A 26,362-nucleotide genomic window follows, 5' to 3' on the forward strand; every position below is an offset into this window, starting at 1 on the left:
GAGACGCGGGGGATTGCCCCGCCCCGGCCCGGCGATCGACTGGGCGGCATCCTGCTGGCCCACGGGGCAAGCGGACGCGATGACCCCTTGACCCCCCGCGCCGAGAGGGGGGAGGGGGGATCAAATCCTCCAGCGGCCCCGGCGTGAACCGAGGGGTGAGCAACGGAAAAAAAGTCACGGGTTTGCGGCTTTTTCCTGCGCTGTGGATTGCCTGACGCTGACCGCATCGCCCATGCGGATCGGCGATACTTCGGTGAACGGGCGTCGGGCTTGATCCCCCGATGAACGGACGGGCAGGGGTCCGGGTGTCACTCGCCCCAGGACTCCCGCCCGACCGGCCCGAGAAAGGCGAGTGAACCAATGGCACGCATGAGTCTGACCGCGATCGCGCGGGGGTTTCGGGCGCTGGCGGAGCGATACACCGGCGACGTGGAACGCGATACAAAGGCCGGACACTTGGCGTTCAATGTGCGGGCTCGAAACATTCAAGCATCGCGCTTGCTGGTGGCCGCGATCGACGCGGGTGCGTTTCCGAAAGTGCGGGCCGAACTCAATGGCGCTTGGTGGGATCGCGCAACCGGACGCCTGCCCGGAGGCGTGCTCACGATCTACGGCACGATAACATGGAAGCAAGGCGAACCCTTGCCCGATGATCGACCGGAATATCTGGCCGATGCGGCAAAGCCGCTCACACCGGAACAGCACGCAATGTGCTGGGTTCACGCTCTTACTTCTTGGCTTTATCCGAAATTTCAACCGCGGTTCCGCCACGATGCGAACAAACTCGACTGGTCACACTGCGCGACTGACGCGGAGGGGAAGCCCGTCGATCGGACTGGCCGAACGCTCGAAGCGCACTGGTACCGTAATGGCGAGCGCCTTCCCGACGGCTGGAATCCCGCAAACGTGTGCGATGGCGCGCACTACGAACTGAAACTCGACGGAGAGATTGCGAAACGCGAGGACTTCTACAGCGAAGTCGATTGGCTCGCACACCATCGCGTCCGCGCGGAGGTTCACGGAGACGCCTGCCGCTTGTTGGCAGAACTCATTGATGCGGGTATCCAACTGGCTCCACCCGCTGGCGCACGGGGCGACGCTGGCGGTAACGACGACGCGAGGCCCCCGGCCCTTCCAACTGCTGCGGCGATCGAAGAGAACGACGTGGCCATACTGGAGTTTCTCAATCGCACGCCGTCCCTGCGGCGGAAGATCGCCGACGTACTGCCAGATGAAGGTCCGGGCGATCGCAAGGCGGTGGCGAGGCGGCTCCGGAAACTCGCCGATCGAACGCCCCCGCTGGTGGACTACCCGTTGCGTGGACGATCGGGCGTGGCGATCCTTCCGGCTGGCGTTGAAGCGTTGAAACGAGCGACCGCGCCGATGCCGCGCTAATGCCCCCTTACTGCCGCGCAGAATACCCACGGTAGAAACGCCCACGCGCTTTCGTGTGGGCATGAGTGAAGAAAACAAGAAACCGTTGTACCTGGGAGCAATGGCGCGGCGGCTGCGCGTTCCGGCGACGTGGCTGCGGGCCGAAGCCGAAGCGGGACGAATCCCGCACCTGCGCGCGGGTAGTGCGCTGCTCTTCAATCCCGAAGTAGTGGAGCGGATCGTGTTCGATCGGCTGCGCGAATCGTCCACGCCGGCGAAGGGGGTGGCCCGTGCGAAGTGATAGCCCCCTGACCCCCGCCCCCCTGGCCCTGCGCCCGCGCGACGCGGCGAAGGCGCTGGGCATCGGCCAGCGCAAACTGTGGGAACTGACAAGCCCGCGCGGCCCGATCCCCTGCGTTCGCGTCGGCTGCTGTGTGCTGTACCCCTATCACCTGCTGCAAGCGTGGTTGGCCGAGCAAGCGGCCAAGGGGGGCGAGCAATGAACTCACCCCTTGAGCGCGTGCTGTCGGCCCTACGCGAACGCGGCCACGAACCGAAGCGAGCCGGCGCGGGCTGGTGCTGTCGGTGTCCCGCCCACGATGACCGCACCCCGAGTTTGAGCATCCACGCCGGCGACGACGGGCGGGCGCTGCTTCATTGCCACGCCGGCTGCGAATCTCCCGACGTGCTGGAGTCGATCGGGTTGCAGGCGGCGGACCTGTTCGCCGATGATCCGCGCCAGACGGCGCGGCGGAACGGACACGGCCCGCCGAGAAAAAAAGCCCCGGACGCGCGGACACGCGAGGGGGCGAATCAGACCGAGAAAGTCTACGCCACGGCCCGCGACGCGGTGGCCGAGTTGGAGCGACGGCACGGCCCACGATCGACGACCTGGACGTACCACGACGCCGGCGGCGAGCCGGTGGGGCTGGTGGTGCGGTGGAACACGCCCACGGGGAAAGACGTGCGCCCGGTGAGCAAGACCCCGGCGGGTTGGATCATCGGCGGGATGCCCACCCCCCGACCGCTGTACGCCCTGCCCGACCTGCTGGCGACGAAGCCCGGCGATCGGGTGTACGTCGCCGAAGGCGAGAAGGCGGCGGATGCGGCCCGCGCGGTCGGGCTGGTGGCGACGACAAGCCCGCACGGGTCGAAGTCGGCGGGCAAGGCGGATTGGTCCCCGGTGTCTGGGCGTGAAGTTGTGATCCTCCCCGACCACGACGACGCCGGCGAGCGGTACGCGGCGGACGTGGCTCGGCTGGCGACGGCTGCGGGCGCGAAGTCGGTGCGAGTGGTGCGGCTGGTTGAACTCTGGGCGGGGATGCCCGAAGGCGGCGATATGGCGGACCTGGTGGAGCATCGCGGCGGGGACGTGACCGGGGGGGCGATCCGCGCGGAAGTCGAAGCCCTGACGCCCAAGCCCGCGCCGACCACGCCCAAGCCCGCGCCGATTGACGGCGGGCCGGTGGTGGTGCGGCTGTCGGACGTGCAACCCGAGCCGGTGGCGTGGTTGTGGCCCGGTCGGTTCGCCCTGGGCAAACTGACCCTGATTGCCGGCGATCCCGGTTTGGGGAAATCGTTTCTGACGTTGGATATGGCGTCGCGGGTTTCGACGGGCGCGGGCTGGCCCGATCATCGCGGCGAGCGAATCACGCCCGGCGGCGTGGTGCTGCTGAGCGCTGAGGATGCGATCGCGGACACAATCCGCCCGCGCTTGGACGCGGCGGGCGCGGACGTGGCCCGGATCGTGGCGCTGGAAGCGATCCGATCGGTTGGGGACAACGGGCGAGAGTCGGCCCGCGCGTTCGACCTGTCGCGCGACTTGCCCGCGCTGGAAGCGGCGATCCGATCGGTGGAGGGTTGCCGGCTGGTGGTGATCGACCCGGTGACGGCGTACCTGGGCGGCGTCGATTCGCACAAGAACGGGGAGATACGCGGGCTGCTGGCCCCGCTGGGAGCGATCGCGGAGCGGCATCGGGTGGCGGTGGTCGCGGTTACCCACTTGAACAAGTCGGCCGGCGGGCCGGCAATCTACCGGGCGATGGGATCGCTTGCGTTCGCGGCGGCGGCGAGGGCGGCATGGGCCGTGGCCAAGGACCGGGACGATCCGCGCCGGCGGCTGCTGCTGCCGATCAAGAACAACATTGCCCCGGACACGGGCGGGCTGGCATACCGGATCGAACCCCTGGGCGTCGATGGTTGCCCGGCGGTGGCGTGGGAACCCGACCCGGTGAACGTGAGCGCCGATGATGCCCTTGCGGGTGATCGTGACGACGGCGGCGGGCGCACCGAGCGCGACGACGCGGCGGAATGGCTGGCCGACCTGCTGGCCCACGGCCCACGCGCTGCGCGTGACGTGGAGCGCGATGCCCGCGACGCGGGGTATTCGATCGCCACGGTGCGGCGGGCAAAGGCGGCTATCGGGGTGGTGTCCCGCAAGCCGGCTTTCGGTGGTCCCTGGGAATGGACCCTCCCCGCCCAAGATGCTCAACCCCCGAAGATGCTCACCGAAGATGCTCACACCCCGGCAAGTGAGCATCTTGGGGAGAAACACGCGGGATTCGACGGGAATCCGTCCAAGATGCTCAACGGTGAGGGAGTGAGCGCCTTGGGCGATGGTGAGCGCCTTGGGGACACGGCCACGGACGCCGGCGACGGCTGGGGGGAACTGTGAACCCAAACCCCCCACGAACTCGCCCCGCTGCTGGTGGCCCTTGCGCGGGCGGGGATCGAACTGGCCCCGCACCCGACCGACCCGGCCCGGCTGCGGCATCGCCCGGCGGACCTGCCCCCCGACCTGTCGGCGCGGCTGCGGATACACCGGGCGGCGGTGGTGGGGCTGCTGGTGGACGGGTACGCCCCCGCTGACGATGACGCGGGGTACGTCTTGGGCGAACGGCTGGGCATCGCCGACGACCTGGGGATGCCCACCCACCCCGGCGCGCCCGCGTGGCTGGTGGCGGTCGGGGAGTCGATGACGGCGGCCCTTGACGGCGCGTCTAGAGTCGAGTATAGTCGGTAGGACCGGACGATGAACACCAACGCCACGCGCGCCCATTCCACGATCCGACGCTGCATCGAAGCCGAGCGGTTCCGGCTGAGCGAACACTTCGCCAAGCGGATGGATGACCGGGGGCTGTTCTGGGCCGACGTGCTGGCGGCGATCGACGCCCCCACGCGCTTCGAGCCGGACGGGTTCGACGCGGCGTCCCGCGCCCGCTGGATCGTCGAAGGCCCCTGCGCGGATGGCGCGCCGATCGGGATCGTGTGCGCCATCGGGCGCGATGACGCGGGCGAGTTGACGGTGTTCGTGACGCTGTACTGGGAGCGATAGCCATGCCGAAGAAAACGACCACGCCACGCGGATCGCATCGAGCGACCTTCACGGACGACGTGCCCTACACCATGCGGCTGCCGGACGGGCGCACGCTGTTCGTGCTGCTGCGCCCCGAGTGGTGCGAACTGGACGTGACCGGGGAACTGCTGTTCAAGCCCGAGGCGGCGCGGTTCCTTGATCGGATTCGCGTCATGGCGATGAAGACGCCGAAAGCCCCCACGCCGGGGTACGTTCGCACGCTCCGCAACGCCCTGGGGCTGACGCAAGTTGAGTTGGGGGAGCGGATCGGCGTCGCGTCGATGACGGTTTCACGATGGGAGCGCGGCACGCTGAGGCCCGGCCCGGAATCGGCGGCGGCGCTGGACAAACTGCGGCGCGAGGCAGGCCGGCGCGGCGTGGCGATCGCGGCGTGACGGGACGGGATTCAACGGACCACGAAGGGACGGTGACGTATGGCGAGCGTTTCACGCGACCGGAACGGAACCAAGCGGGTGCTGTTCACCGACCGCGACGGCGAGCGGAAGGCGGTGCGGCTTGGCGCGGTGTCGGCCAAGACCGCCGAGGCGTTCCGGCTGAAACTCCAAGACCTGATCGCGGCCCGGTTCACCGAAACCGCGATCGACGCGGAAACCGCCCGCTGGCTGGCGGACCTGCCCGACCGTATGTACGCCCGGCTGGTGCGGGTGGGGCTGGCCGAACCCCGCGCCAGCGCATCGCGGGTGACGCTGGGCGGGCTGCTGGCGGCGTTCTTCGCGTCGGTGGACGTGAAGCCCGCGACGCTGGTGCGGATGAAACAGGTGGAAGCGGCGCTAGTGGGCTGCTTTACGAAGGAACGCGACGCGGCGACCATCGGCGAAACCGACGCGGACGGCTGGCGAACGTGGCTCAAGGAACAGGGATACGCGGCGGCGACTGTCAGCCGGTCGGTGATCTACGCCCGGCAGGTGTTCAAGTGGGCCATGCGGCGTGGCATGGTCGCGTCCAATCCGTTCGCGTTCGTGAAGGCGGGTTCCCAGTCCAACCCGGCGCGCGCGGCGTTCATCGACCGCGACACGATCGCCAAGGTGATCGACGCGGCCCCGGATGCGGAGTGGCGGCTGCTGATCGCGTTGTCGCGGTTCGGCGGGCTGCGCGTGCCGAGTGAAGCGCTGGCCCTGCGGTGGTCGGACGTGAACTGGGAGCACAACCGGCTGACGGTGCGAAGCCCCAAGACCGAACACCACGAAGGCAAGGGGGAGCGGATCATCCCGCTGTTTCCCGAGATTCGGGAGCACCTGCAAGCGGTCTTTGACGCGGCCCCGGTCGGGTCGGTGAATGTGATCGGGCGCTACCGGGTTGGCGCGAACCTGAACCCGCACTTCCGGCGGATCATCCGGCGCGCCGGCGTCGCGCCTTGGCCCCGGACGTGGCACAACCTGCGGGCGAGCCGACAGACTGAACTGGCGGCGACGTTCCCCCTTCACACCGTGTGCGCGTGGATCGGCAACAGCAAGGCGGTGGCGGCGGGCCACTACCTGCAGGTCACCGACGCCGACTGGGTGCGTGCGATCGGGGGCGCGGAACGCGGCGCACAAAGCGGCGCAAATTGCGGCGCGCCTGAGGCGCAAATTGCGGCGCAGCACCCGTTCGCATCCTGTTGCGCCGATTCGCACGAACGCACAAAAACCCCGAGAAACACCGAAGGTTCACACACCGACGCGAACGAGCGCGAAAGCGTGCGAACCTTCCAAGTGGGCCGTACTGGACTTGAACCAGTGACCTCCTGCGTGTCATGCAGGCGCGCTAGCCAACTGCGCCAACGGCCCGAAACGTCAACGGACGAGGATACGCGCGAACAGCGGCGTCAACAAGCCGCGAGGCGGACGACCGCCGTGAATCGTCGGCTCACTCGTCGCCGACGGGCATCATCGAGTAGTTGGGCGATTCGCGCGTGATCTGGATGTCGTGCGGGTGAGATTCGATCACGCTGGCGGGGGATACGCGGACGAATCTCGCATCCCGACGGAGTTCCTCGATGGAGGCGCAGCCGCAGTAGCCCATGGCGGCACGAAGCCCCCCCACCATCTGGTACACGAATTCCGAGAGAGGCCCCTTGTAGGGAACGCGCCCCTCGACCCCCTCGGGCACGAACTTGCGGGATTCCGTCACGCCGCCCTGGGCGTAGCGGTCGGCGGAGCCGGCGGCCATGGCGCCTTCGCTCCCCATGCCGCGGTAACTCTTGAAACGGCGTCCGCGGTGGAGCACCAGCTCGCCGGGGCTTTCATCCAGCCCGGCGAAGAGCCCGCCCATCATCACCGCCGAGGCCCCGGCGGCGAGGGCCTTGGCGATGTCCCCGCTCTGACGGATGCCGCCATCCGCGATGACGGGCACCCCGGCGTCATCCGCCACGGAGCAGGCGGACATGATGGCGGTCAATTGGGGCACGCCCACGCCCGTCACCACGCGGGTGGTGCAGATGGAGCCGGGACCGATGCCCACCTTGACGGCGTCCACCCCGGCTTCGATCAGGTCACGGGCGGCCTCGGCGGTGGCGATGTTCCCCGCGATCAAGTCGATGTCGTACCGTGAACGAATGGCCTTGACCGTTTGAAGCACATTGCGACTGTGTCCGTGGGCGGTATCGACCACGATCACGTCCACTTCAGCGTCGATCAGGGCCTGGACGCGATCCAGTTGGTGAACGCCCACCGCTGCGCCCACTCGCAGGCGCCCGCGGGCGTCCCGGCAGGCACGAGGGTGACGTCGGGTGTTCTCGATGTCGCGCATCGTGATCAGTCCGGCGAGGGCGCCATCCGAGCCGATGAGCAGCAGTTTCTCCACGCGGCGACTGGTCAGAAGCCGCTCCGCCTCATCCAGCGTGGTCTCGGGGGGCGCGGTGACCAGGTTTTTCTGGGTCATCACGTCGCCCACCCGGCTGTCGGCGGAGGTGCTGAGGAACTTCATGTCACGCCGGGTCAGGATGCCCACCACGCGCCCGCGGCTGGTTCCGTCGGCGGTCACGGGGAAGCCGGAGACGTTCTGCTCGGCCATCAGGCGGCGGGCCTTGGCGATGGTGTCATCGGGGCCGAGGGTGATCGGGTCGGCGATGACGCCGTTCTCCGACCGCTTGACCTTGGCGACCTCGCGGGCCTGGGCATCGGGCGGCAGGTTCTTGTGAATGATGCCGATGCCCCCTTCCTGGGCGAGGGCGATGGCGAGCCGCGATTCCGTCACCGTGTCCATGGGGGCGGAAACGAGCGGCAGGTTGAGCGGGATATTGCGGGTCAGGCGCGACGTGGTGGACACGCTGTCAGGCGTGACGGCGCTGAGTCGGGGGATCAGGAGGACGTCGTCGAAGGTGATGCCGTCGGAAACGATCTTCTCCATCCGATCATCTTGGCCATCCCGGCGATCGTGTCAAGACAGGCGAGGATGGCGAGGCGCCGCGTCCTGTCGGCCTCCGACCCGTCGAGCATTCGCGGGAAAACCCGTCGTCTTCTCCCTCTTGGGGGCTTCCCACAAGGCCCCGGTATCTGCTACACTGGTGAGTCTTGGCCCGCGTCATGGAGGCGTTTCCGTGCGGCGGGCGAAACGCTGTCGGCAGGGAATCGATCGGTCCGAATGTTCGGATTGAGGAACCAGACAGCCGGCTTGGCGTCTGCAACTTCAATGCACGGGAGTGCGAACAGTCGAGACGGGGTTGAGACGGGGTTGCCCACGGGATGAAACGCCCGGACGCACTTCGGCGAACGATACGGTCCACGGCTGACACGACGACGCCCGGGGCGGGCCGATTTGGCGGCTCCAAACCCAGGCGGGATGTGAGGTTGGGTTTCGACCCAGGAGACACGACTTGATCCAGGAACTGATCGCTGATCCGGTGCACCACGATCGCGGCACCCGTCCGGGCGAAGGCAAGCCGATCTTCATGTCCTACCTGGAGGCCGCCATCAAGCACGCGGCGTCCGACCTGATCATCAAGTCGGAGCACCACCCGCGCATCCGCGTCCGCGGCACGCTGCGCACGCTGCAGACCGACCTGTGCACGACCGATCTGATGTTCCAGATCGCCAAGGACGTGCTCGACGAACGCCAGTACGCCCACTTCCAGAAGCATGGGTCGTACGACTTCGCCTACGACTTCGACGAGAACCACCGGTTCCGCGTGAACCTGTTCATGGCCCGCGGCAAGCCGTCGCTGGCGGCGCGTCTCATCACGTCCGACATCAAAACCTTCGAGTCGCTGCACCTGCCGCAGATTCTGGGCGACATCTCCATGAGCGCGCAGGGGCTGATTCTCTTCTCGGGCGTCACCGGGTCAGGCAAGTCCACGTCGATCGCCTCGATGCTGCAGTACGTGAACGAGCGCAAGCGCGTTCACATCGTGACCATCGAGGATCCGATCGAATACATCTTCAAGGACGACAAGGCGACCATCAACCAGCGCGAGGTCGGCATCGACTGCGTGAACTTCAACGAGGCGCTGCGAGCCCTGGTGCGTGAGAACCCGGACGTGGTGCTGGTCGGCGAAATGCGCGACTACGAGACGTTCGAGGCCGCCATCCGCGCCGCCGAAACCGGCCACCTGGTGTTCGGCACCATTCACGCCTCGTCCGCGTGGCAGACCTTCGGGCGCATCTACGACCTGTTCCCGCCCGACGAGCGCGAGCAGATCCGCAAGCTGCTGGCGTACAACCTGCGGGCGATCATCTACCAGAAGCTGCTTCCCACGCTGCGTCCGGAGATCGCGCGCATCCCCGCGCTGGAGATTCTCATCAACACGCCCATCGTGCAGAAGTACGTACTGGAGGGACGCGAGGGCGAACTGCTGGAGATCATCAAGCGCAGCCGCGAGGAAGGCATGATCGACTTCACCTCGTCGCTTGTGGACCTGGTGGAGAAGGAATACATTCACCACCGCGTGGCGATGGAAGCCACGCCCAAGCCCGAGGAGCTCAAGATGCGCCTCAAGGGCATTCAGTGATCACCGGGCGGAACCGCACACCATGCAGACATACCTGACTATCTTCGCCGCCCAGTCGGTTGAGAACGCCATGCTTCTCAGCCCGGTGAAGCCGATCCTGACCCTCGCCACCTTCCTCCCCTGGGCGTGGCTGGTGTCGAGCAAGCTGGACAAGGACGCGGCGTACTTCCACCTCAATCGCCCGGCATGGAACGGCTGGTTCATGGCCGGAGCCGTGGCGGCAGCCGCGTCCATGCTGCTGATCCCCATCTACTGGATCGGTTGGCCCGTCGGCATCCTGCTGCTGCTGGCCCCGATCCTGGCGTACTGGAAGGTGCGCAACGCCGCCGTGCCCGAGAATCGCCGGTTCTACATCACCAGCGATACCATCGGCCAGTGGCTGGAGTCGAGGCGGAAGTCCGCGGCGACGCGTGGAGCGCTCATCACCTTCGTTGATTCCGCCGGCAAGCGACGGGACGTTCCCCTCAAGGAGGAGCCCCTCTTCCCCACGCACCTGCTGGCGGAGGATCTGCTGGGCCCCGCCATCGATTCCCGCGCTTCACGCATCGAACTCAGTCCAGGCCAGAGCGGCTTCGTGGTCACCCAGACGATCGACGGCGTGAAGTACCGGCGCGACCCGGTCGCCGCCGACGCGGGCAACGCCCTGATCGACTACTTCAAGTCGCTGGCGGGGCTGGACGTGCAGAATCGTCGCCGACGCCAGGTCGGCAAGCTGAAGATGGAAGGCCCGCCCGGGCTGCACGAGATTCATGTCACGACCGCCGGGTCGTCGGCGGGGCAGGAAATGCGGATTGAAATCGACCGGTCGAAGCGGATGGACATTCCCTTCGACGCCCTGGGCTTCCTCAAGCCGCAGATGGAGTCGCTGGCCAGGTTCGTGGAGCCGGTGGAGCGTCACGGCATCATTCTCATCGGTGCGCCGCCCGGCAACGGCCTGACCACGCTGGGGTACAGTCTCATCGGTCGCCACGACGCCTACACCACGAACATCAAGACGCTCGAGCGCGAGATCATGCTGCGGCGCGACGGCGTCGATCACACGCAGTTCGACGCCGACAACCCCGATCTCGACTTCGCCACGAATCTGCAGTCCATTCTGCGCCGTGACCCCGACGTGGTGCTCATCAGCGACATCATGGACAAGGACACGGCCCGGGTCGCCGCCGAACCCGGCAATGATGGTCCGCTGATCTACGTCCCGCAGCGCCTGCCGGGGGTCAAGGAGCAGGTGGTGGACTGGGTGAAGCGCGTGGGCGACCTGAACAAGGCCGTGCGAGCGCTGCTGGCGGTCATCAACGGGCGGCTGGTGCGCACGCTGTGCCCCAACTGCAAGCAGGGCTTCCGCCCCGCGCCGGACCAGATCAAGAAACTCGGCCTGCCGGCCACGGTGGCGCAGCTCTTCAAGGCGGGCGGCAAGGTGCAGGTCAAGAACAAGATCGAAAACTGCCCCGTCTGCCAGGGGACCGGGTACTTCGGTCAGGTCGGCGTCTACGAGGTGATGGTGCTGGATCAGCAGGCCCGCAAGATGGTCGCCGGGAACGACCTGCAGGGCGCCTACACGCACTGCCGTCGCAACAAGATGATCTTCCTGCAGGAAGCGGCGCTCCAGAAGGTGGTGGAGGGCGTGACCTCGCTGGAAGAGCTGGCCCGCGTCATCACCCCGCCCAAGCAGGGGCCGCCGCCGGCGTCGCCCCAGCCGCAGCCGGTCGCCGCCAAGTCGTAAGCCCGTCCGCCAACGCCGCCTCGTTGCGGCCGCGGCCGAGAGGATCGAACGATGTATTTCTTCTTCCAGATCGCCGTGGTCTTCTTCGTCGGGCTGATCGCCTACTGGTGGGCCAACCAGGGGCTGTTCAGTTCGCTGCTGCACTTCATCTGCGTGGTGTGCGCCGGGGCGCTTGCCCTGGCGGTGTGGGAGCCGCTGGTGGGCGGCCTGGCGCTTCGCAACACGTTCTTTGACCAGTACGCCTGGGGCTTCGGCCTCATCGGACTGTTCGCCATTTCGCTGGCGCTCATGCGACTGGCCGCCGACAAGATCGCTCCGGCCAACGTGATGCTGCCGGACTGGGCGAACCTGGCGTTCGGCGGCCTGCTCGGCGTGGGGTCGGGAATCATCTCCATCGGCATTCTGATGATCGGTCTGGGCATGACGCAGATGTCCAACGAGTTCATGGGCGTCAAGCTCTGGACGCGCGAGAACCGGGGCATCAGCAACATTCACGACAACCAGGCCCAGTCGCTGTGGGTTCCCGCCCACGAGTGGACGGCCCGCTTCTACGAGTTCATCAGCGCGGGCTCGTTCTATCCCGAGTTCACGCGCCAGCCGATGGCCAAGGTGTATCCCAAGCTGGACATGGTGGCCTTCTCGCTTCACCGCGACTCGTTCGCCAACGGTCAGGGGCGCACCACGATCGTGCCCGAGGCGGTCGGCATCATCAAGACGGGCATCTTCGGCAACGTCTTCACCGTCGATATCCGCGTGAACAACGAGGCGTACGACCACGCCCAGCAATTCACCATGTCCAGCGCGCAGGTGCGCGTGCTGGCATACGAGGGCGGCGACGAGCGGCGCGGTCGTGTCGCCGTCTCTCACCCGGTTCGCTGGACCCAGCCCACCCCGCAGGGGCCCACGCGCAAGTTCGAGTTCGACGACGTCAGCCACTTCGTGACGAGCATTCCGGGTCAGTCGGAGGTCGTCTTCCAGCTGGAGTTCCCGATCGGCAATGGCGACTTCCAGATTCCGCCCGGCTACATCCCCGGCTACATTCAGATCAAGGGGCTGAGGTTCCGCCTGCCTCGCCCGGCCGTGGAGCAGGGGCGACCCAGCTTCGAGGGAACGCGCAGCCAGGTGGCTCCGGCCGATCCGTCCGCGCCCATGGCCGACGCCAACACCATCCAGGTGCGCAGCGACATTCAGCCGATCAACGCCAGCTTCAACAACATCATCGGGCTGTCGCATCAGGACCGATGGCTGGTGTCCGGCGAGGGAACATTCCGGCGCGGTGATCCGCCCGGCAGCCGCGACGCCCGCATTCACGGCGTGTACGCCACGCCAGGAACCAAGATCGTCACGGTTCACGTCAACCGTGACAGCGTGGCGAGCATCAACGGGCCGGTGCGTGAACGGGCTGGCGAAACCGCCGCCCCCATCCTGGTCGATTCCAACGGCGCCACCTACTACGCCAAGGGGTACATCTACGAAACGCCGGACAACCTGCGCATCGTGCTGGTGCCGGAGAAGCTCATCCGCACGGTCGGCGAACTCCCCCACCTGCCCACCAGCAACGCCAACCGGCTCCGCCTGCTCTACGAGGTGACCGAGGGCGTAACCATCACCAGCTTCCGGCTCGGGGATGTCACGGTCTGCCGGGCCAACGTTCTGGTCGGCTTCTGATTCTGGCGTCATCCCGCATGACTCAACGGCCGGGCGCCTGCCCGGCCGTTGTCATTGCCGCCGTCCCGAGTTGATCCCGCGTGCGTCCACGCAGCGGCCGCCGCACCGTCAGGCGTTCTTCTTCTCGCCGGCGAGATCGGCCAGGTACCGCTCAACGTACTTGATGTCAAAGTCGGCCCTGACGAAGTTCGGATGATCCAGCAGCCGCAGGTGCAGTGGAATCGTGGTGCGGATGGGTGCGATCTCGAACTCGCGCAGCGCCCGCTTCATGCGGTCAATCGCTTCTCGCCGCGTCGGCGCATGCACGATGAGCTTGCCGATCATCGAATCGTAGTTGGGGGGGATGCGGTACCCGCTCCGTGCATGCGTGTCCACGCGCACGCCCGGGCCGCCGGGGGGAACGAACGTCTCCAGCAGCCCCGGCTGGGGTGTGAAGTTGCGGTCGGGGTCTTCCGCGTTGATGCGGCACTCGATGGCGTGTCCGTTCACGCGAATGTCCGACTGCCTGTACGACAGCGGCTCGCCCGCCGCAATGCGAATCTGCTCCTTCACAATGTCCACGCCGGTGATCATCTCGGTCACCGGGTGCTCCACCTGCACGCGGGTGTTGACCTCGAGCATGTAGAAGTCCTGCTTGCGGTCCATGAGGAACTCGACCGTTGCGGCGCCGGCGTACTGAGCGCGTCGGATGAGTTCCGCTGCGGATTCCGCCACGCGGTTGCGTTTCTCCGCGTCGGCCTCGGGGATGGGGGCTTCCTCGATGAGTTTCTGATGCCGTCGCTGGGATGAGCAGTCGCGCCCGAACAGGTGGATGGCGTTGCCGTGCTTGTCGCCCAGCACCTGGATCTCGACGTGCCGGGCGTGTTCGAGGTACTTCTCGATGTACACCGCTCCGTTGCCGAAGGCGGCCTGGGCCTCCTGACGCGCGGACGTGAGCGCGGCCTTGAGCTCCTCCTGCGAGCGGACAATGCGCATGCCTCGCCCACCGCCGCCCGCCGAGGCTTTGACGATGACGGGGTAGCCGATCTTGCCGGCCACCTCGATGGCCTCATCCTCCTCCTCGATGGCTCCGTCCGAGCCGGGGAAGACAGGGGTGCCTGTCTGCCTGGCCATGCGTTTGCACGACACCTTGTCGCCGAGCAGGCCCATCGCCTCCGGGCTGGGGCCGATGAACTCGATGTTGCAGTCTCGGCAGACTTCCGCGAAATGCGCATTCTCCGAGAGGAAGCCGTAGCCGGGGTGGATGGCGTCGGCGCCCGTCACCTCGGCGGCGGAGATGATGCGGTCGATGCGCAGGTACGACTCGGACGAGGGCGCTGCGCCGATGCAGATCGAGTGATCGGCGGATCGCAGCCATGGACCGTCGGCGTCGGCCCTGGAGTACACGCACACGGCCTCGATGCCGAGTTCGTGCGCCGCCCGGATGATCCGCAGGGCGATTTCACCGCGATTGGCGATCAGAATCCGCTTGAACATGCGTGGGCTGCACTTCTCGAAGGTGGGATGGCGCGACGCTCCGAGTCGCGCGAATATCAGGGGCGATGCGCTCCGCGTGGTGCGAACGTCCTGCGACGGGCGGTCCCGTCTCACGCCGCCGCTCATCGCTCATCGCTCATCACTCCGGCCTGACCATGAACAGTTTCTGCCCGAACTCGACCGCCTGGCCGTTCTTCACCAGCACGCGCTCCACGCGCCCGGCGACTTCCGATTTGATCTCGTTGAAGATCTTCATGGCCTCGATCAGGCAGACGACCTTGCCGGGGCTGACGTGGTCGCCGGCGTTGAGGAATGGCGGCGAGTCAGGGTCGGGGGCGGAATAGAACGTGCCCACCATCGGGCTTTCAATGGCGATCAGTCCCTCATCCACGCTCCTGGCGGGCGTCGCGCCGGTGGAGCCGCCCGCGGGAGCGTGGGCCGGCGCGGGAACGCTCGGAGCATGGTGCGGTGCGGCGGGCATGGCGGGGGGCGCCGAATAGACCACCGGCGCCGCCTGGCCGCCTCCCCCGCGGCGGACGGTCACCTGCTCCTTGCCGTCGCGAAGGTCGATCTCCATGAGCTCGTGCTGCACCATGAGCCGCACGAGCTCCTTGAGCTTGCGGATGTCGATCATGTGGGTCGATTCCTAGTTGCTGGCGGCCGCGACGCCGGGCGTGAGGATCGCGGAACGCGGATCCTTCGGGAACCCGGTGAGAACACGGCAGCCCGTGTCGGTGACGACGATGTTGTCCTCGATGCGGACGCCCCCGACGCCCGGCAGGTAGATGCCCGGCTCCACGGTCATGGTGATCCCCGGTTCGAGGATCACGTCGGTCTGCAGGTTGTTGAAGAACGGCGCCTCATGCACCTCCAGCCCGATCCCATGACCCAGCCCGTGTCCGAAGTACTGTCCGTACCCGGCCCTGGTGATGAAATCGCGGGCCACCGCATCGATCTCGGCGCAGGTTCGGCCCGGGCGGATGGCGTCAATCGCCGCCATCTGCGCGTCCAGCACGATCCGATAGATCTCCTCCACCTTGGGCGGCATCGACTCGACGCCGAAGGTGCGCGTCATGTCGGCGTTGTAGCCCTCGGCGGTGGTGCCCCAGTCGATGAGCAGCGAACTGTTGGCCCGCACCTTCTCATCCGCCGTCTCGTAGTGAGGCAGCGCGCCGTTGGGGCCGACCGCGATGATCTGTCGGAAGCCCGCCGCAAACGCGCCGCGGCGCTTCATCTCGTAGTCCAGAATCGCCAGGATCTCGCACTCGCGCAGCCCCGGTTCGATCTGCGGCAATGTGGCCGCCAGGGCCTGTTCGTTGATGGCGATCGCGTGCTCCATCGCCGCGATTTCACCCGCGTCCTTGCGCATCCGGAGCCGTTCAACCAACCCCGACGTGGGTTTCACCGTCACGTTGGACAGAACCTTTTCCAGGTTCTGCTTCCACGCGACGGTCAGGTGCTCCGACTGGACGCCCAGATGGCGAATTGAGTGACGCCTGACCAGGTCCGGCAGCGAGTCCGGCAGCCGGTGACGAACTCCGATGACGACTTCGGCCAGTCCCTCCTGCCGCACCGGGTTGAGCTGCGTGCCGTAGCGGTTGTCGCTGAGGAGCGCAGCGGCGGATCCGGATACCAGCAGGACCGAGTCGTGGCCGCAGAACCCCGTCAGGTACAGGATGTCGCACGGGCGACTGATGAGCAGGGCATCGACTCCGGCTGGAGCCAGAGCCGAACGAAGCGCGGCGGCGCGTCGGGCACGCGCCTGCTGAATCGATTCAACCGTCGATGCGTGAGGGCTGGCGAGGGTTGCCATGGTTGGCGATTATACCTCGATCCGGCGCGAACGTCGCCGATCCTGGCGGCTTCAGGGTGAGATCGTGCGTGAACCTGCCCGTCACCAGGCGAACAGTCGATCCTGGTCCGAGGGGCGCAGAGCGAGGGGCGCGTCCAGCAGTTCCTTCAGGACGAAAGCCCGGCGAATGCCGTCAGGATCGCGCAGCGAGGAGCTATCAAAAACCATGGTGCGCGTCGGAGCCGTTGCGGCAACCGACGACTCCGGCTGAGCATAGGCCGCGTCAATCGCCACCGGCTCGGCGGCCTTTTCCTTTCGCTTCGGGCGCGAGCCGGAGGCCGTCTGGGGCATCGGGCGCGATGAACCGGTGGGAACCGGCGACGAGGTGGGCGCCGGGAACGTCGTGGGCGGCGAGGTGCCTGCTGGCTTGGATTGAGGGCGCGAAGACGGGCGTGAAACCCCCGGCGGCGTGGATGGCCGCGATGTCGGGGGCGCGCCAGGTTGCGCCGGAGCAGGCGATGAGGCCTGACGTCGACGCATCTGCTCCAGTTGCGCCTCGCGGCGACGACGAAGCGCCTCGATCTGCTCCGCTCGACGGGCCGCCAGATCGTCGCCCGGTCGTCCTGAGGTGGTCGAAGTTGGAGCCGTCCCGAACGGTTGCGGAATCGGAGCCGAACGGGTCATGGTGGGAGTCGACGCAGGCGCTGCCGTCGTCCCCGGCGTTCCTGCCCCCCCTGCCCCCGGCTGACCGCGCATCGCTTCCTGCTCGCGTCGGCGACGGGCCAGTTCCGCCAGTCGCTCCTGCTCCTTCTTCTTGTTCGCTTGCGCCACGATCGCCTGCACGATCCAGGACACCGCGAACAGCACCAGCAGGATGATTCCGCCGCTACCCATGTGTGCCGGATTCTACCGTCATGACGGGGTGGAGAGGAAGGGCGAAACCAGGAATCGCCGCCCTGTTTCATCGGTCGCCCATGAGAATGGTGTGCAGAAGACCTCGCCGAGACGTTCCGGCGTGAGAACGTCGCCCGCTTCGCCGGACGCGGCGATGCCGCCCTGTTGCATCAGCCAGGCGTCGTCGGCGAGTTGTGACGCCAACCCCAGGTCATGCGTGGCCAGCAGGATGGTGGCGCCTCCACCCGCCGCCTGTCGCAGCGCGTCCGCAACATCGCGCACGTGGCGCAGATCCATCGCCGATGTCGGCTCATCCAGCAACAGACATCCGCCCGGTTCAAGCTGCGCGAAGGCACGGGCCAGTGTGACTCGCTGCTGCTGCCCCACCGAGAGGTGCGGAAACGGTCGATCCGCCACGTCGGCGAGGTCGAAGCGCTCGATCGAGTCGGCGACGCGTCGTTGATCGACGGAGAGGGCGTAGCGCCCCAGTTCGACCACTTCGCGCGCCCGGAACATCGCCGAAACAACAGGCCGCTGCGGCACGAAGGCGATGAGCCGCGCCAGGTCGCCGGGCCGCAGTCGATGCGATGGCCTGCCGTTGATGCGGACCTCGCCCTGATGCGGACGGGGTGTTCCCAGCATGGCGCGCAGCAGCGTGGACTTTCCAGCGGCGTTAGGGCCGATGAGGGCCGTGATGCGCCCCGGGCGGGCGTGGGCCGTCACGTCGCGCACGGCAATCAGGTCGCCATACCGGATCGTCAGCCGATCGACGTGAATCGTCATGCCTGGCCCCTTCCACTGCGCAGGAGCCAGATGAAGGCGGGGCCGCCCAGCAGCGCGGTGAACACACCGACCGGCATGCGCCCCGGCCCGATGGGCAGGGCCTGGCTGGCGATCTCCGCCGCCAGAAGCACGATGGCCCCGCACGCGGCCCCACCGATGACCAGCGTGCGATGACGCGGTCCGATGATGAGCCGCGCCGCGTGCGGGCCGATGATGCCTACGAAGGCGATGGGTCCGGCCACCGCGACCGCCGCCGCCGCCAGCGCTCCGGCCAGCGTGAACATCGCCAGCCGCACCCGTCCCACGTCCAGCCCGATGCTGCGGGCCTCGTCATCGCCGAATGTGGCGGCGTCCATCGCACGACCCAGCATCGCGGCGAGCAGAACGCCGACCGCCGTGACCGCGGCGAGCAGGGTCATCGTCGCCGAGGGAAGCGCCTGGGGAATGCGCCCGAACATCCACCTCGCCATCTCCGCGTGCAGCCCGGCGGGGGCGAGCTGCTGGAACATCATGGTCAGCGCACCGCAGATCGCCGACACCACCACGCCGATCAGCACCATGGAGAGGGGATCCACCCACCCCCCCCGTCGCCCCAGACCGTAGACGACGCCAAGCACCACCAGTGCGCCGACGAGCGCCGGCAACATGCTGCCGCCGGTCTGAAGCATCGTGAATCCCGTGGCGTAGCCGATGTACATGGCCACCGTGACGCCCAGCCCAGCCCCGCCGGACAGCCCCAGCACGAAGGGCGAAGCCAGCGGATTGCGCAGCAGCGCCTGAAGCAGCACGCCGGAGACGGAAAGCGCCGCGCCGACCAGCGCGGCACACGCCGCCGCCGTCCAGCGGAATCGGGCGACTTCCGCGGGAGGCCAGGCCAGCGTCAGTCCGCCCCCCCCACTTACATTCCCCCCACTGAGTCCGATCGTCGCTCCTTCCGGCGGTCGATCGAGCAGCACGCGCAGGATCACCAGTCCCGCCGCGATGAGCAGCAGCCCCAACAGCCCCGGCATGACTCGGCGGACCCGGTCATTCACGCTGCGTGCTCCCGGTCCGCTGCAACTCGGACGAGTCCGCCCATGCGTGCAGGATCGCGTCGAGCTCCTCCGCCACCTCGATGACGCTCGTCGAAGGGAGCGACGCCTCGGGATGCGAGAGCACGGCGAGCCGCCCCTCGCGCACCGCGCGGATGTCGAGATCCGCCAGCGGCCCGGCGGCCTGGCGCGGGTCGCCCACCTTCACCGCGCGCACGATTATGATCGCCTGCGGGTCGAGCCGCGTGACGTCCTCGAGTGTCAGTTGCACCCACCCGGCGGAGACGACGACATTGTGTCCGCCCCGCGCCTTCACCAACTCACCCAGATAGGTCGCGTCGCCAAACGCCAGCACGGGGTCGCCAGGCAGAGCAATGAGAACGCGGCCCCGCCAGGCCACGTCCTCGTTTGACCGTGTCAGGGCGGTGATGCGATCCCGCAGTTCATCCAGGCGGTTGCTCGCCCGCGCCCGTCTCGATGGCTCCAGCGGCGTCAGCAGCGATCGCGCATCCTCCAGGGCGGCCAGCACGTCCGCCACGCCGTTCAGGCGGCGGGCGAGAATCGTGATCCCATGCTCCCGCGCCACCTGCTCCAGCTCCCGGCTTACTCCCGTGGCGGGCGGCTGCACCAGCAGGTGGGTGGGGCGGACCCGGACGAGGTTTTCAAAGTCCACGTCATACAGGTTGCCGATAACAGGCAGGTCGGTCGGGAGCATGTCGCAATAGGTGCTGCGGCCGACGATGAACTCGCCCAGACCCGCATCCACCGCCAGGCGCGAGAGTGCGGGGCTGAGCGAGGCGATTCGCAGCGGTCGATCGCTCGGAGCGGCGACCGGGGGCGCGGTCTCGCGGCAGCCCGACCATGTCAGGGCCGCCAGCAGAGCGCCCAGCAGCATCGCCGTGCGGAATCGTGGTAACGCGGCCGCGTTCATCAGACCATCCTACGACCAACCCGCGCATGACGCGCGGGAGCAAGGAACGGACTTCCCATGACCCTGCTCGCCGACCTTCGCGGCATCTTCACCCGTCGCCGTCCCGCCTCCATCGATCTCACAACCGCCGGTCCGGACGGGCGACCCATCCACGTTGAATCGAAGATGACGGCGCTTCCTCCCGCGGGCGCGTCGTCGCATCACGCCGAACCGATCAACCCCCCCGCGGTGGAGGAAGTCGTCTCCCTCGTGCGATCGATTTCCGCGCACCTGGACGGGCAGAACGAACGGACGGATCGGCTCATCAACACGCTGGAGCGCCTGCCCGCGGCGATCGAGGCCCTGCCGGAAATACATCGACAGAACGCCCGCCTGCTCGAGGTGGTGACCGAGTACCTGGAGCACGCCCGGCTGCGGGATGACGCCCTCAACGAGACCCTCAGCGGCATCACCCACGCCTCATCCCGCCAGACCGATGTGCTGGGTTTGCTTCAGCAGCAGCTTGACGCCAACAATCGATCCAGCGAGGCGCTGTTCGGCGGAATCACCGACTTCCGCGAGGCCATCAGCCAGTTGGCCGGCTCCAACGCCCGCACGACGGCGGTGCTCTCCGAGCTGGCGAGCATCAATCAGCACCGCGACGCCGAGATCACGCGCGTCCTTGCAAGGTCGCAGAAGTGGATGACCGTGGCGATGGTGCTGTGCGCCGCCGCGTCGGTGACGGCGGTTACTGTGGCGGCTCTGTCGATGCTGGGCGGGTGAGAAGGACAGAGCGGTTGAGCAACGGGTTCCCAGCGGCACAGGTGTTTCGCCTGTGGTTGCTCCATTACTCCTTCATGGCCGCGCCGGGCTCCTCGATGACGTCCTCCACCATCAGGGGGCCCGACGTTGGCGGCTCCTCGCCGCCCAGCAGCTGGTGGCGTGCCAGTCGCTGGTACAGTTCGCAGCGGGCCATGAGCGCCGCATGGCTGCCCTGATCGACGATGCGGCCGGCATCCATGACCACGATGCGATCAGCGCTGAGCACCGTCGAGAGCCGGTGGGCGATGAGCAGCGCGGTCCGCCCCTGGCAGAACTCGCTGATGGCCCGGTTGATGAGCGATTCGGATTCGGAGTCGATCTGGCTGGTCGCTTCATCGAGAATCATGATGGACGGGTCGCGCAGAATCGCCCGCGCGATAGCCAGCCGCTGACACTGCCCGCCGGAGAGCGACGCACCCTGCTCCGCCAGAATCGTGTCGTAGCCGTCGGGCAGCAGTCGGATGAACTCGTCGGCGTGGGCCTGTCTGGCGGCGTTGATGACCTGCTCGCGCGTGCAATGCTGGGCGCCGAAGCAGATGTTTTCGGCCACCGTGCCGCGGAAGAGCACTGTCTCCTGCGTCACCACGCCGATCTGCCGCCGCACCGATCGCAGGTTGTACGACTGCACGTCCACACCGTCGATCAGCACCGCGCCGCTGGTTGGCCTGAGCAGACGCGGCACCATGGCCAGCAGGGTGGACTTGCCGCACCCGTTGGGACCGACGATGGCCACGCGTTCGCCGAAGGCGACGGTGAGCGAGAGGTGATCGATCGCGGGCTTCTCCGCGCCCTCGTACCGAAACGCCACGTCGCGGAACTCGATGGACTGTCGATGCCTCGGCATGGCGGGCCGCTGGGCGTCGCGCGAGCTCTCTCGCGGCTCATCGAGAATTTCCAGCAGTCGCGAGGCCGGGGCGGAGGCCGCCTGCATCTCGTTGATCAGTCCCGTCAAGGGCTTGAACGAGCTGCCCGCCACCGCCAGCGAGCCGATGGCCAGCAGAAAGTCGTTGAAGGCCAGGTCGCCCTCGATGATTTCCCGCGCCGCGATGAGCGCCAGCGCCCCGATGACGAAGATGGCGATGGTCTCCACCAGCGGACCGGAGAGTGATCGAGCCAGCCGGACGCGGAGTTCCTGCATCACGACCTGCTTGTTGCGATGGTGGAAACGCGCCGCCGCGGTCCGCTCGCCGGTGCTGGCCTTCACCGCGCGCACGCCCCGGAGCGATTCCGAGGCGATGCGCAGCAGATCCTCCTGCGCCGCCAGCGACCCTCGCGTCCCGCGGCGGATGCGCTTGCCGACCTTCCGCAGCACGTAGGCCAGCGCGGGCGCGACGATGAGCGCAATGAACGTCAGTCGCCAGTTGAACCAGAGTGCGACGAGGAATGCCGCCATTCCCTTCGTCACCTGGGCCGCCGCCTTGCTGGTGAGGGCGATCAGCCCGCCCTGCAGTTCCGCCGCATCGCGGATGATGCGGGCGACGAAGTCCGATGGCCCGCGCGTCACGATTCGCGCCAGCGGCATGTGAATGACGCGGCGGAAGCAGTCCCGCCGCACCCCCGCGATGGTCTTGGCGACCACGGTCATGCTCAGGTACTGATGCAGGAAGTTGGCCGTCGCCCCCAGCACCGTGAGGATGCCCAGACCGACCACGATGAGGATGACGCTGTGGTAGCGATCGGCCGGCAGCATGGACACCACCCACTCGGGAATGGCCACGGTCGGCCCGCCAGCGTTGTAGGCCATCGCCTTCGCGGCCAACCCTTCCACGGTTGCCCCAACCGGCTCCGCGGCGTCTTCCCCGGTCACGTCTCCCGCGGCGTCGGTTTTCAGCACCAATCCCATCATCGGGCCGAGCGACATCAGCCCCGCCCCCAGGCCGCCCGCTGAGAGCATGGCGAACACCACGGCCCAGAACAGGGTCACGCGGTAGCGGAGCATGCGCTTGGCGAAGTGCCAGAAGTGGGCCATCGGCAGGATCGTAGCGAGTAGCGGCGGAATGCCCTACTGATACAGCCGTGCGAAATCCCCCCAGAAGCCGGGGTAGGACTTGCGGACGCACGCCGGGTTGCGGATCTGAATGCCGGGCACGCGCAGACCCAGCACGGCGAAGGCCATCGCCATGCGGTGATCGTTGTAGGTCTCGATGATGATCGGATCGGCAGTGGCACAGGCGTCCCGCCCGTGAGTATCCAGCAATCGGAGGCGCTCCGGTGGAATCGGATGAATCGTGATCGAGTCCTCAGTGGTCTCAACCTCACAGCCGACCTTGCGAAGTTCATTCGCCAGCGCGGCGATTCGGTCGGTCTCCTTCACGCGGAGGGTGTGGAGGCCGGTGAGCGTGCGAGGCCCGCAATCCAGCGACGATGCGATCGCAAGGGCCATCGCACCGTCAGGAAAGTACGAAGCGTCCACGGCGTCGTCCGTCGCGTCCATCTCTTGCGCCTTCTCCAGCCCCAGATGAGTCGACTCCAGGCGGCAGCCGGGCGCTCGAACGTGCTCGACCACCATGAGATCGGGTTGCGCGGAGTACGGGTTGATCGGGATGAACAGGTTGGAGCCGGGGCAGAGCGCCCCCGCGAGCAGAAAGTAGATTGCACTGCTCGCATCAAGATCAACCACGTAGCGATGACCTTCGATCGGCGCGTGCTCCAGACGCAGAGATTCCGGCAACCAGCGTTCTGACGGGCTGACTTGAATGAACTGATCCAAGACAGCGCTGCCCCAATCGGACATGACGCGACAGGTCAATGCCACGTACACGCCGCTCGTTGGCTCGCTGCCGAGATGCAGCGTGACTCCGCTCTCGAGGCAACTCGCGATCAGCATCACCGCCGAAACAAACTGACTGCTCGCCGTCTTGCCGACTGTGAGCTCGCCACCCCGGAACTTCTCGCTCGGCGTCACCCGCACAGGCAGTCGCCCTTCCTGCTCGATGTACTCGATGTCCGCCCCCAGTTGCCGCAGCATCTGAACGCCCTCGGCGATGGGCCGCTCGCGCATGCGCTTGCTCCCGTCCACCACCACCGGCTCAGCGGCCAGGCAGGCGCAAGCGATCATGAACCGCGTGGGTGTGCCGCCGTCGCCGAGGTTGACGGTCCCACCGCGCGGGAAGCGGCCCCCCACGCCGGTCATCAGCACATCCTCTGAGCCATCTCCCGTCTCGCCCGGCGCCCACGTCGCATTCGCACCCAGCGTGCAGAGGGCTTGAAGCAGCCCATCCGTGTCATCCGAGCGCAGCGGGCGGATGATCCGACTCTCCCCCTTGGCCAGCGCGGCCAGCACGTACGCCCGGTTGGTGATCGACTTGCTGCCGGGCGGCGTGATGGTGACATCGAACGGCCGCGACAGAGGCACGATCGGCAGCGGGTCGGGCAACTGGTCGAGTGGCAGGGTGTAGTCGGCGGGGAAAGCCATCAGCCGTCAGTTTTCAGCCATCAGCAAGATCGAGGAAGCGAGCCGATCCGCCGTGCTGATGGCTGACGGCTGACGGCTGTCGGCTTGCTATCCCTTCCTGAACACCGCCACCACGTCCTCCACCGGGATCACGAAGAGCCGGTTGTCGCCCTCGAAATCCACCGGCACGCTGTTCTTTGGGTTGAACAGAATCCGGTCATAGCGGCGGATCGGGTAGTTCTCGTTGGCCTCGACCTCGCGGCTGACGGCCACGATGCGCCCCGTGAGCGTGGGAATCTCGATCTTGTCCGGCAGGTGAATGCCCGACTTGGTGTGCTTGCGATCCTCATCCTTGCGGATGAGGACGCGCTTGCCGATCGGCTCGACGGTCTCGATCGCCGCTGGCGCGGCCTTTTCGGGCTTGGAGTGGTCCTTGGACATGGGCGATGATACGCGGGGTCCGGGCAGTTCCGATTCCAGCGCGCCTTCCCAACCCTCGCGCTCCCCACTATCTTGATTCGCCTCGTGCGGACAGCGACCCCTCGCCCCTCCGTGGTGAACCGATCATGCCTCAGCGACTGGCCCACCTCATTCGCGACATCCCGGACTTTCCCAAGCCGGGCATCGTGTTCAAGGACATCACGCCCCTGCTGCGCGACGCGGCCGGGCTGGCGCTGGCGGTGGAGCTCATGGCCAACCCTTTCCGCGCCGCGCACATCGACGCGGTGGTCGGGGCGGAATCGCGGGGATTCATTTTCGGAACCGCCATCGCCCAGGCGCTCTCGTGCGGCTTCATTCCCGTGCGCAAGCCGGGCAAACTGCCGTGGGCGAAACGCTCGATCACCTACGAGCTCGAGTACGGCAAGGACACGCTGGAGATTCACGCGGACGCCGTGGCCGCCGGGCAGCGGATTCTCATGGTCGATGACCTGCTGGCCACCGGGGGCACCATGAAGGCGTGCTGCGACCTGGTGGAGGGACTGGGCGGGGAAATCGCCGGCATCGCCGTGCTGATCGAACTGGAGTTTCTCCGTGGGCGCGACCGGCTGGCGCCGCGGCACGTACATTCGGTGCTGCGCTACTGACGCGGCGCGTTCACTTGCGTCGCGCAGGTTCGCCTTCCTCGCGCCAGGGCACGATGATGTGCCCTTCCAGTCGCACGCCGTCCACCACGATCAATCGACGGCTGCGCAGGGTCTGCCCCTTCCACTCCGCCTTCGGGCCGAAGACCACGTCCCCGGGCGTTTCCACGGACCCATGCATGATGCCCTCGCAGGTGACGCCGTCTCCGGCCCGGATTCGCTTGGCGGCGACGCGCCCCTTCTTCGTCACCTCGATCTTGCCGCAGGTGTCCAGATCGTTGACCGGCACGTAGGTCTTGATGACCAGATCTTCGATGCGGATCGCCTTGTGGCATCCCGGGCAGTTGGTGGACAGCGCCTTGGCGCTGACTTCCTGCCGATGGCCGCACAGGTAGCAGCGAATGACGCGGGTCTCGCCCGTGAGCGACTTGGCGGCGGGTTGTCGGGGCGATCGGGCCATGCTTCCGTGCTCGCGTGCGCCGATCCCTTCACGCCCGGGCGTCCGGAGCGCCGGAACGTTCCCTGATGATCGCGTCTCGACTCAGGCGCGACCGACGACGCCCTCGGCGCGCGGAACCGGCGCGGCGGACCGACTGCGGCCGTCGATTCAGCGCGTCCTCACCGGCTCGGCCTTCTGGGCCGCAGCCGGCTTCACCTCGGCGGCGGTGCTGGCCTTGCCGTTGGAGCCGATGCGGCAGTAGCCGTCAATCGAGGCCCCGTCGGCCATGGTCATCTTGGCGGCGACAATGTCGCCCTTGATGGCGCCGTTGGGCTTGAGTTCGATGCGGTCGGTCGCCTCCACGTTGCCCTCGATGGCGCCTTCGACGGCGACTTCCTTGGCCGTGATCGTCGCCTTGCACGTCGAACCGGAGGCCACGTGCACCGTGCCCTTGGAGGAGATCGAGCCCTCGATGCTCCCCAGAATGCGGGCGGCGGAATCGAACTTGAAATCCCCCTTGAACGAGGCGTCCGCCCCGATCACCGTGCCGAATTGCATGTCCTTGTCAGCCATCGCACATCTCCGAGCGTGATTCGCGTGGAAAAACAGCACAACACACGCCCACCCGGTCGGCCGATCGACACAGATCGCCCGACCGGAAGGACGACGAAAAC

At 67.2% G+C, this 26,362-nt stretch carries 25 protein-coding genes, 1 tRNA gene and 1 pseudogene; 13 read left to right on the forward strand and 14 right to left on the reverse strand.

The window, feature by feature from the left end; translation table 11 throughout:
- The first annotated feature begins 369 nt into the window (after positions 1-369).
- The 8 genes and pseudogenes from HRU76_13920 to HRU76_13955 all read left to right on the forward strand — a co-directional run bounded on the left by HRU76_13920 (position 370) and on the right by HRU76_13955 (position 6,237).
- Positions 370-1,395, forward strand: a complete 1,026-nt coding sequence (locus HRU76_13920; protein QOJ18612.1) for a hypothetical protein — start codon at positions 370-372, stop codon at positions 1,393-1,395.
- A gap of 61 nt (positions 1,396-1,456) precedes the next feature.
- Positions 1,457-1,675, forward strand: coding sequence for a DNA-binding protein (locus tag HRU76_13925; GenBank protein ID QOJ18613.1), 219 nt, complete (start codon positions 1,457-1,459; stop codon positions 1,673-1,675).
- Positions 1,665-1,877, forward strand: a complete 213-nt coding sequence (locus tag HRU76_13930; GenBank protein ID QOJ18614.1) for a helix-turn-helix domain-containing protein — start codon at positions 1,665-1,667, stop codon at positions 1,875-1,877. Before HRU76_13925 ends, HRU76_13930 begins: the two co-directional genes overlap by 11 nt.
- 113 nt (positions 1,878-1,990) lie before the next feature.
- Positions 1,991-4,048: an AAA family ATPase gene (locus HRU76_13935; GenBank protein ID QOJ18615.1), complete on the forward strand. Its 2,058-nt coding sequence runs from the start codon at positions 1,991-1,993 to the stop codon at positions 4,046-4,048.
- A gap of 33 nt (positions 4,049-4,081) precedes the next feature.
- Positions 4,082-4,396 carry a hypothetical protein gene (locus HRU76_13940; protein QOJ18616.1) on the forward strand — a complete coding sequence of 105 codons (315 nt, stop codon included), beginning with the start codon at positions 4,082-4,084 and terminating at the stop codon, positions 4,394-4,396.
- 9 nt (positions 4,397-4,405) lie between these two features.
- The gene (locus HRU76_13945; GenBank protein QOJ18617.1) at positions 4,406-4,708 is read left to right on the forward strand and encodes a DUF4258 domain-containing protein; all 303 of its coding nucleotides are present in this window, start codon (positions 4,406-4,408) and stop codon (positions 4,706-4,708) included.
- Positions 4,709-4,710: 2 nt separating this feature from the next.
- Positions 4,711-5,124 (forward strand): helix-turn-helix domain-containing protein, encoded by a 414-nt coding sequence (locus tag HRU76_13950; GenBank protein QOJ18618.1) that lies wholly within the window; start codon positions 4,711-4,713, stop codon positions 5,122-5,124.
- Positions 5,125-5,163: 39 nt separating this feature from the next.
- Positions 5,164-6,237, forward strand: a pseudogene (locus HRU76_13955) (tyrosine-type recombinase/integrase).
- A gap of 205 nt (positions 6,238-6,442) precedes the next feature.
- Here the strand turns inward: HRU76_13955 and HRU76_13960 are convergent.
- Positions 6,443-6,516, reverse strand: a tRNA-Val gene (locus HRU76_13960).
- Between the two features lie 79 nt (positions 6,517-6,595).
- Positions 6,596-8,077, reverse strand: a complete 1,482-nt coding sequence (gene guaB / locus HRU76_13965; protein ID QOJ18619.1) for an IMP dehydrogenase — start codon at positions 8,075-8,077, stop codon at positions 6,596-6,598.
- Positions 8,078-8,543: 466 nt separating this feature from the next.
- Between guaB and HRU76_13970 the strand changes: the two genes are divergently transcribed.
- The 3 genes from HRU76_13970 to HRU76_13980 are packed head-to-tail and all read left to right on the forward strand — an operon-like array spanning position 8,544 to position 13,065.
- Positions 8,544-9,674, forward strand: a complete 1,131-nt coding sequence (locus tag HRU76_13970) for a PilT/PilU family type 4a pilus ATPase (GenBank protein ID QOJ18620.1) — start codon at positions 8,544-8,546, stop codon at positions 9,672-9,674.
- Between the two features lie 22 nt (positions 9,675-9,696).
- The gene (gene tadA / locus HRU76_13975) at positions 9,697-11,397 is read left to right on the forward strand and encodes a Flp pilus assembly complex ATPase component TadA (protein QOJ18621.1); all 1,701 of its coding nucleotides are present in this window, start codon (positions 9,697-9,699) and stop codon (positions 11,395-11,397) included.
- A gap of 51 nt (positions 11,398-11,448) precedes the next feature.
- The gene (locus HRU76_13980) at positions 11,449-13,065 is read left to right on the forward strand and encodes a CvpA family protein (GenBank protein QOJ18622.1); all 1,617 of its coding nucleotides are present in this window, start codon (positions 11,449-11,451) and stop codon (positions 13,063-13,065) included.
- 108 nt (positions 13,066-13,173) lie between these two features.
- On the opposite strand, the gene accC is transcribed toward HRU76_13980, so the two are convergent.
- The 7 genes from accC to HRU76_14015 form a co-directional block, all read right to left on the reverse strand.
- Positions 13,174-14,541: an acetyl-CoA carboxylase biotin carboxylase subunit gene (gene accC / locus HRU76_13985; protein QOJ18623.1), complete on the reverse strand. Its 1,368-nt coding sequence runs from the start codon at positions 14,539-14,541 to the stop codon at positions 13,174-13,176.
- Positions 14,542-14,680: 139 nt separating this feature from the next.
- Complete coding sequence (gene accB / locus HRU76_13990) at positions 14,681-15,175, reverse strand: acetyl-CoA carboxylase biotin carboxyl carrier protein (GenBank protein ID QOJ18624.1); 495 nt, start codon at positions 15,173-15,175, stop codon at positions 14,681-14,683.
- A 12-nt stretch (positions 15,176-15,187) separates the two neighbouring features.
- A complete protein-coding gene (locus HRU76_13995) occupies positions 15,188-16,354 on the reverse strand; it encodes an aminopeptidase P family protein (protein QOJ18625.1) in 1,167 nt (388 codons plus the stop codon).
- Positions 16,355-16,435: 81 nt separating this feature from the next.
- Positions 16,436-17,227, reverse strand: a complete 792-nt coding sequence (locus HRU76_14000; GenBank protein QOJ18626.1) for a hypothetical protein — start codon at positions 17,225-17,227, stop codon at positions 16,436-16,438.
- Between the two features lie 18 nt (positions 17,228-17,245).
- Positions 17,246-18,010: an ABC transporter ATP-binding protein gene (locus HRU76_14005; GenBank protein QOJ18627.1), complete on the reverse strand. Its 765-nt coding sequence runs from the start codon at positions 18,008-18,010 to the stop codon at positions 17,246-17,248.
- Complete coding sequence (locus tag HRU76_14010) at positions 18,007-19,044, reverse strand: iron ABC transporter permease (GenBank protein QOJ18628.1); 1,038 nt, start codon at positions 19,042-19,044, stop codon at positions 18,007-18,009. Before HRU76_14010 ends, HRU76_14005 begins: the two co-directional genes overlap by 4 nt.
- Positions 19,037-19,972, reverse strand: coding sequence for a hypothetical protein (locus HRU76_14015; GenBank protein ID QOJ18629.1), 936 nt, complete (start codon positions 19,970-19,972; stop codon positions 19,037-19,039). Before HRU76_14015 ends, HRU76_14010 begins: the two co-directional genes overlap by 8 nt.
- Before the next feature lie 57 nt (positions 19,973-20,029).
- Here HRU76_14015 and HRU76_14020 point away from each other — a divergent pair, with 57 nt between their 5' ends.
- On the forward strand, positions 20,030-20,734 hold the full coding sequence (locus HRU76_14020; GenBank protein QOJ18630.1) for a hypothetical protein: 705 nt from the start codon (positions 20,030-20,032) through the stop codon (positions 20,732-20,734).
- A 64-nt stretch (positions 20,735-20,798) separates the two neighbouring features.
- Here the strand turns inward: HRU76_14020 and HRU76_14025 are convergent, their stop codons facing one another.
- From HRU76_14025 to HRU76_14035, 3 genes are all read right to left on the reverse strand, one after another.
- Positions 20,799-22,742 (reverse strand): ABC transporter ATP-binding protein, encoded by a 1,944-nt coding sequence (locus HRU76_14025; GenBank protein QOJ18631.1) that lies wholly within the window; start codon positions 22,740-22,742, stop codon positions 20,799-20,801.
- Between the two features lie 33 nt (positions 22,743-22,775).
- Entirely contained in the window at positions 22,776-24,188 is a 1,413-nt protein-coding gene (gene aroA / locus HRU76_14030; GenBank protein ID QOJ18632.1) for a 3-phosphoshikimate 1-carboxyvinyltransferase, read from the reverse strand.
- 87 nt (positions 24,189-24,275) lie between these two features.
- The gene (locus HRU76_14035) at positions 24,276-24,608 is read right to left on the reverse strand and encodes a co-chaperone GroES (GenBank protein QOJ18633.1); all 333 of its coding nucleotides are present in this window, start codon (positions 24,606-24,608) and stop codon (positions 24,276-24,278) included.
- Between the two features lie 125 nt (positions 24,609-24,733).
- Between HRU76_14035 and HRU76_14040 the strand changes: the two genes are divergently transcribed.
- Positions 24,734-25,252 carry an adenine phosphoribosyltransferase gene (locus HRU76_14040; protein ID QOJ18634.1) on the forward strand — a complete coding sequence of 173 codons (519 nt, stop codon included), beginning with the start codon at positions 24,734-24,736 and terminating at the stop codon, positions 25,250-25,252.
- 10 nt (positions 25,253-25,262) lie between these two features.
- On the opposite strand, the gene HRU76_14045 is transcribed toward HRU76_14040, so the two are convergent.
- Positions 25,263-25,709 carry a hypothetical protein gene (locus HRU76_14045; GenBank protein ID QOJ18635.1) on the reverse strand — a complete coding sequence of 149 codons (447 nt, stop codon included), beginning with the start codon at positions 25,707-25,709 and terminating at the stop codon, positions 25,263-25,265.
- 147 nt (positions 25,710-25,856) lie between these two features.
- Positions 25,857-26,261, reverse strand: coding sequence for a polymer-forming cytoskeletal protein (locus HRU76_14050; protein QOJ18636.1), 405 nt, complete (start codon positions 26,259-26,261; stop codon positions 25,857-25,859).
- Between the last annotated feature and the right edge of the window lie 101 nt (positions 26,262-26,362).

The sequence above is a fragment of the Phycisphaeraceae bacterium genome, assembly GCA_015709595.1.
Classification (GTDB): Bacteria; Planctomycetota; Phycisphaerae; order Phycisphaerales; family SM1A02; genus CAADGA01.